6 protein-coding genes and 1 pseudogene are annotated in these 6,000 nt (G+C 64.1%); 2 read left to right on the plus strand and 5 right to left on the minus strand.

The window, feature by feature from the left end; genetic code table 11:
• Positions 1–202 precede the first annotated feature (202 nt).
• The gene (locus VK804_RS14660) at positions 203–883 is read left to right on the plus strand and encodes a ParA family protein (protein WP_325371543.1); all 681 of its coding nucleotides are present in this window, start codon (positions 203–205) and stop codon (positions 881–883) included.
• Positions 884–1,039: 156 nt separating this feature from the next.
• On the opposite strand, the gene VK804_RS14665 is transcribed toward VK804_RS14660, so the two are convergent.
• From VK804_RS14665 to VK804_RS14675, 3 genes are all read right to left on the minus strand, one after another.
• Positions 1,040–1,195: a hypothetical protein gene (locus tag VK804_RS14665; RefSeq protein ID WP_325371544.1), complete on the minus strand. Its 156-nt coding sequence runs from the start codon at positions 1,193–1,195 to the stop codon at positions 1,040–1,042.
• A gap of 133 nt (positions 1,196–1,328) precedes the next feature.
• A complete protein-coding gene (locus VK804_RS14670; RefSeq protein WP_325371545.1) occupies positions 1,329–1,466 on the minus strand; it encodes a hypothetical protein in 138 nt (45 codons plus the stop codon).
• Positions 1,467–1,754: 288 nt separating this feature from the next.
• On the minus strand, positions 1,755–2,030 hold the full coding sequence (locus VK804_RS14675) for a metal-sensitive transcriptional regulator (RefSeq protein WP_325371547.1): 276 nt from the start codon (positions 2,028–2,030) through the stop codon (positions 1,755–1,757).
• A gap of 53 nt (positions 2,031–2,083) precedes the next feature.
• Between VK804_RS14675 and VK804_RS14680 the strand changes: the two genes are divergently transcribed.
• Positions 2,084–4,474: a heavy metal translocating P-type ATPase gene (locus tag VK804_RS14680; RefSeq protein ID WP_414642785.1), complete on the plus strand. Its 2,391-nt coding sequence runs from the start codon at positions 2,084–2,086 to the stop codon at positions 4,472–4,474.
• Between the two features lie 160 nt (positions 4,475–4,634).
• On the opposite strand, the gene dapA is transcribed toward VK804_RS14680, so the two are convergent.
• Together dapA and VK804_RS14690 are read right to left on the minus strand one after the other, a co-directional pair.
• Positions 4,635–5,582 (minus strand): 4-hydroxy-tetrahydrodipicolinate synthase, encoded by a 948-nt coding sequence (dapA, locus tag VK804_RS14685; RefSeq protein ID WP_325371546.1) that lies wholly within the window; start codon positions 5,580–5,582, stop codon positions 4,635–4,637.
• A 298-nt stretch (positions 5,583–5,880) separates the two neighbouring features.
• Positions 5,881–6,000 (minus strand): annotated as a pseudogene (locus VK804_RS14690) (IS5/IS1182 family transposase); the annotation flags it as partial.

Below are 6,000 nucleotides of genomic sequence, written 5' to 3' on the forward strand. Positions count from 1 at the left end.
CCGGAATCGCCGGCCACCGCTCCCGCAAAACGCTGTTTCGATTCGAGATTTACGTTTTTTCGGCGCCGCGTGTCGGGTGTGACTCAAAAGCCCGCTTCCCCGACTAATCAGTGGCTTCGCCACAATTGCGCGAAAATATTTCTTTCACGAATCAGCGCGCTGATTCATTTTAACTTTCTGGGGTCAATCTGGAGGCGGAAGTATGAACGTCATTGTTTTTGCATCGCGTAAAGGAGGTTCGGGGAAAAGCACCCTGGCCGCCCATCTCGCTGCGCACGTCCACAAGGTCACGAAGCCTTGTCTCTTGATCGATGCCGATCCGCAGGGGTCGTTGACGCTGTGGCATAAATTGCGCGGCACCAACGAGCCGCCGATCAAGACCGCGGTCAATTCGGTCAGCGGGCTGATCGCCGCCGCCAAGCGCGAGGGGTTTGAGTGGGTGTTCATCGATACGCCGCCGAACGTGTCGGCCGTGGTCGAGGATTCCATCAAGAACGCCACCATGGCGATCATTCCGGCGCGGCCGGGCGTGTTCGACGTCAACGCGGTGCAGGAAACCATTCTGACCTGCCGCGCCGCGCGCAAGCCCTATGCCGTCGTGCTCAACGGGGCGCCGGCGCGCCGTGACGACGCCGAGAGCCCGATCGTCGCCATCGCCCGTGAATCGCTGGCAAAATTCCGCGCACCGGTATGGGGCGGCCAGATCACCAACCGCGCCGACCTGTTGATGGCGCTCAGCCATGGCGAAGGCGCCCGCGAATATTCGGCCGAGGGCCGCGCGGCGGCCGAAATCGGCCGGCTGTGGGCGGCGATCGAACGTTCGGTGAAGGCGATCCGCGGATCGGCGCCGGCCGGCGGCGCGATGCACAAGCAGGCGGCGTAGACCGCGTCGGCTTGCGAGGAAGCTTAAAGGGAACACGCGCAGCTTTCCGCGCGTTTTTTGAGTTGCGTCAAAACGTCATCCCCGCGTAACGGCTTCGGCGTTACGCGGGGATGACGCTGTGTTGCATTCGCGGCGAGGCGCCGCCTAAAATTCTGGTCAAGCGACCATCAGCATGTAGAACACGATCACCGGCGATAGCCCGAGGATCACCGACCAGATGCCGAGCGCCCAGAGAATGTCTTCGGTGGTGAAGCCCTGTTGTTCAGCGGCACAGCCCTGTTGTTCAGGGAAATGATTATCCCGAGTACTCACGACGCCCCCGCGTTGTTTTTGTTCTTGTGGAGACCTTGATACGCGATCGCCTTTAAAAAGCCGGTCGCGATTTCGCTCGCATTTGACCACAGGTGCTAGCGCGGATTAACCACGCCGGCAGCTCACGGCCTTCTCAGCTCCCCATCACCAGATGGAAGGCGACGACCGGCACGAAGCCGAGCAGCATCGCCCACAGGCCGAACGACGACACCAGCAGCAGATCCCGCACGGCCTCGGCTTGCGCGGCATTTCGAATGGTTCGAGCAGTCATGGTTTCCCCCCGTTTGTTTTGTGGTTCTCGGGGATTCCATACGCCTCAAGATTTAAATTCGAACGCGCGACGTGATTTGGATTTTAGCCGGCCGCGACACCGTATGTTAACCAACACGAGCGCCTCGGAAAAATTCACTTTTCGTCATGGCCGGGCTTGTTCCGGCCATCCACGTCTTTCTTGCTGGCCCCCTCAAGACGTGGATGCCCGGGACAAGCCCGGGCATGACGAGTTTTGGTGGCGCAGCGATGCCATACGACGAACCACGCCGTTCGTTCCCCGCGCTCCCTACCGTTCGGCGCGGCCGACCACGTCCATCAATTCGGCGATCTTCCGGCGCTGATCGGCCTTGTCGCCGGAAGTGATGGCGTGCTCGACGCAATGGGCGACATGGTCGCGCAGGATTTCCTCCTCGACCCGGCGCAGCGCGGCCTTCGCAGCTGAAATCTGCGTCACCACGTCGATGCAATAGCGGTCGTCCTCGACCATCCCGGCGAGGCCGCGGATCTGGCCTTCGATCCGTTTCAGCCTTTTCAGGCAGGAGGTCTTGATCTCGTCTCTCATAGAGTTCATATACCCCCCTAGGGTATATAGTTCAAGAGGCCTGGAGAGATTTCGTGGCGCAGCTCGATCAAGCGGATGGCACAAACGCGGCTCATGCCGGCCATCATCACGGCACCGGCACCCATGCTCACACCTGCTGCGGCGGCAAACACGGCCGCGACATGCGCGACACAGCCATCGATCCCGTCTGCGGCATGCGCGTCGAGCGCGCCACCGCAAAACACCGTTTTGCCCATCAAGGGCAGGATCATTTCTTCTGCAGCGCGCGTTGCCGCGAGCGTTTTGCCGCCGAGCCGGAAAAATACCTCGGGCCCAAAGCCCCGGAGCCGGCGGCGCGCCCCGGCACGATCTACACCTGCCCGATGCATCCCGAGATCAGGCAGATCGGGCCGGGCAGCTGTCCGATCTGCGGCATGGCGCTGGAGCCCGACCAGGTCTCGCTCGACGATGCGCCGGACCCAGAGCTCGTCGACATGACCAGAAGGTTCTGGATCGCGCTGGTGCTGACGCTTCCGGTATTCGCGCTCGAGATGGGCGGCCATCTCGGATTGATGCACCCGCCTGTTTGGTCCAACTGGATTTCACTGGCGCTTTCGACGCCGGTGGTGCTGTGGGCGGGCGCGCCGTTCTTTGTCCGCGCATGGCAGTCGCTGCGCACGCGCAATCTCAACATGTTCACGCTGATCGCGATGGGCACGGGAGTTGCCTATCTCTACAGCGTGGTCGGCACGCTGGCGCCAAAACTGTTTCCGCCTGCGTTCCGCGACATGCACGGCATGGTCGCGGTGTATTTCGAAGCGGCTGCCGTCATCACGGTCCTGGTGCTGCTCGGCCAGGTGCTGGAATTGCAGGCCCGCGCGCGTACTTCGGGCGCGATCCGCGCGCTGCTCGGCCTGGCGCCAAAAACCGCGCGCCGCATCACGCGTCATGGCGACGAAGATGTCGCGATCGACCTGATCGCGGTCGGCGATCGCTTGCGGGTGCGCCCCGGCGAGAAGATTCCGGTCGACGGCGTCGTCGCAGAAGGTAATTCTTATGTCGACGAATCCATGGTGACCGGCGAATCCATGCCGGTGGCGAAGCGGGAAGGCGCGCGCGTCATCGGCGGCACCGTCAACCAGGCCGGCGGGCTGGTGTTGTCGGCCGAAAAAGTCGGCCGCGACACCATGCTGGCGCGGATCGTCGACATGGTGGCCCGCGCCCAGCGCTCGCGCGCGCCGATCCAGCGCCTCGCCGACCGCGTTGCGGGGTGGTTCGTGCCGGCAGTGATGACTGCCGCGGTCGCAGCGTTCGCGGCGTGGATGATTTTCGGTCCCGAACCCCGCTTCAGCTTCGCCCTGGTTGCGGCAGTGACGGTGCTGATTATCGCCTGTCCCTGCGCGCTCGGCCTCGCCACCCCGATGGCGATCATGGTCGGGGTCGGTCGTGGTGCGCGTTCGGGGATCCTGATCCGCGACGCCGACGCGCTGGAGCGGTTCGAGCGCATCGACACCATCGTGCTCGACAAGACCGGCACCTTGACCGAAGGCAAACCAAAAGTGGTGTCGATCGTTGCCGCCGACGGGTTCGAGGAAAGCGAAGTGCTGCGATTCGCGGCGAGCGTCGAGCGCAGCAGCGAACATCCGCTGGCGCTGGCGATCCTGAAGGCCGCCGCCAATCGCGGGCTGAAGCTTGGTGAGATCAGCGATTTTGTCTCGCCTCCGGGCAAGGGTGCGAGCGGGACTGTCGAGGGCCGGAAGATCGCGCTCGGCAATGCGATGCTGATGGATGAGTTGAACATCGTCACGCATGATCTGGACGCCGCCGCGGAGGCCGCGCGAAAAAATGGCGCGACCGCGATCTATGCCGCGATCGACGGCCGCGCCGCCGGGATCATCGCCATCGCCGATCCGATCAAGGCCTCGGTACCGGCGGCGCTGCGGGCGCTGCGCGACGACGGCCTGCGCATCGTGATGCTGACCGGCGACAATGCCACCACCGCGCGCGCGGTAGCCGCATCGCTCGGCATCGACGAGATCGAGGCCGACGTGCTGCCGGAGCGCAAGAGCGAGGTGGTGGAGCGGCTGCGGCGCGAGGGCCGTCGCGTCGCCATGGTCGGCGACGGCGTCAACGACGCGCCGGCGCTGGCCGCCGCCGACGTCGGCATCGCCATGGGCGGCGGCACCGATGTGGCGATCGAGAGCGCAGGCGTCACGCTCCTCACCGGCGACCTCATGGGCCTGGTGCGGGCGCGGCGGCTGTCGGTCGCGACCATGCGCAACATCCGCCAGAATCTGGCTTTCGCGTTCCTGTACAATGCCGCCGGCGTGCCGATCGCCGCAGGCCTGCTCTATCCGGTGTTCGGCATCCTGCTGTCGCCGATGGTCGGAGCCGCCGCAATGGCGCTGTCCTCGGTCAGCGTGATCGGCAACGCGCTGCGGCTGGCGAGGACCAAATTGGATTAGCAGATCATCACCTCTCCCCGCTCTTTCGCGGGGAGAGGTCGGCGCGCAGCGCCGGGTGAGGGGCTCTCTCCGCGAGTCCCGATGTGGAGACAGCCCCTCACCCCAGCCCTCTCCCCGCGAAAGGGCGGGGAGAGGGAGAAGAGGCCGGTTGCCGTGTCGTTCATAAAGCACGTCGCAACGAAGGCGTTGTCCGCCGCTCGATCTCGCGATCGATCCGCGCGACCAGCTCCGCGCTCACTTCCACCATCGGCAGCCGCACCTCGGCGCTGTCGATCAGCCCCGTGCGCCACAGCCAGTACTTGATCGGCGCCGGGCTCGGCTCGGAAAACAACAGCCGCGTGAGATCCTCGACCGATTGCCAGCGCGTCCGCGCGGTGTCGTGCTTTCCTGCCGCTGCCAGATTGCAGATCTCGGCAAAAATGTCGGTCTCGACATGGGCGGAGGCCAAGATGCCGCCATCGGCGCCATCGCTCAGCGCCTCGTGATACTGCGCGTCCTCGCCGGTCAGTACGGCGAAGTCGTCGGAGCGGCGTCGCAACAGCTCGATCGACTGGTTGCGGTCGGCGCCGCAATCCTTCAATCCTGCGATGTTCGGATGTTCGGCGAGGTGCAGCATCGCTTCGTTGCCGAGATTGACGCCGGTGCGGTAGGGAATGTTGTAGAGCAGCACCGGATGGCGGGCGCGTTCGGCGAGCGTGGCGAAATGAAGCTCGAGCCCGCGCTGCGAGGGCCGCGAATAATACGGACACGAGATCAGGTAGCCGTCGATCGGCCACCTCGCCGTGCTGTCGAGCGTATCCGAGAGCGCCGCGGTGTTGCTGCCGGACAGGCCGAGCAGAATCGGAAGATCGTTTGTCTTCGCGACTTCGTCCCGTACCGTAAACACCAACCGTTCGGTTTCACCTGGCTCGAGCGTCAGGCTTTCGCCGGTCGTGGCTGCGAGAATCAATCCATCGAGCGGCCGCGCCGCATAGTGCCGCACCAGCCTTCGCAGCGACGTCTCGTCGAGCGCGCCGCCGCGAAATGGTGTGACCAGCGGAAGCCACAGGCCGTGCAAATGAGGTCGAAGATCGGAAGTTCGAGGGTCGGAAGTTTGAAGTTCAGTCATGGGTCCATCTCCTGGATTGAGCCGGAGACGGAGCAACAAAAAACCCCGACCTCGCGGCGGGGTTTTGGCGGATCGGTGTAAGCGAGAAGTCTATCGCGCGCGTCGATCTGCAGCCCCCGGAACGGGAGCTTTTTTCGACAACGCTGCCATGCAAATACCAATCAGCATAAGTGCATGATGATCGGCGGCCGCGGGCCTGTCAATGGACGGCGCGGGCGCAGCCGGACGCGTGAAGCTGCGAATGCCGCTCGTCACCGCTCGTTCCGCCGTCATCCTAAGAGTCTGACTCAAAAAGCGATCAATGTTTTGTGGTAGTTGCGAGGCGCCTGGTCAAGAGCCTGAGGTGTGCAACGAGCAGCCAAGCGGTTTCGGTGGCCGCAGACCCTTCGAAGTCCTTGGCGAGACGGCGGCATCTGCC

This window comes from Bradyrhizobium sp. (genome assembly GCF_035484855.1).
In the GTDB taxonomy this organism is placed as follows: Bacteria; Pseudomonadota; Alphaproteobacteria; order Rhizobiales; family Xanthobacteraceae; genus Bradyrhizobium.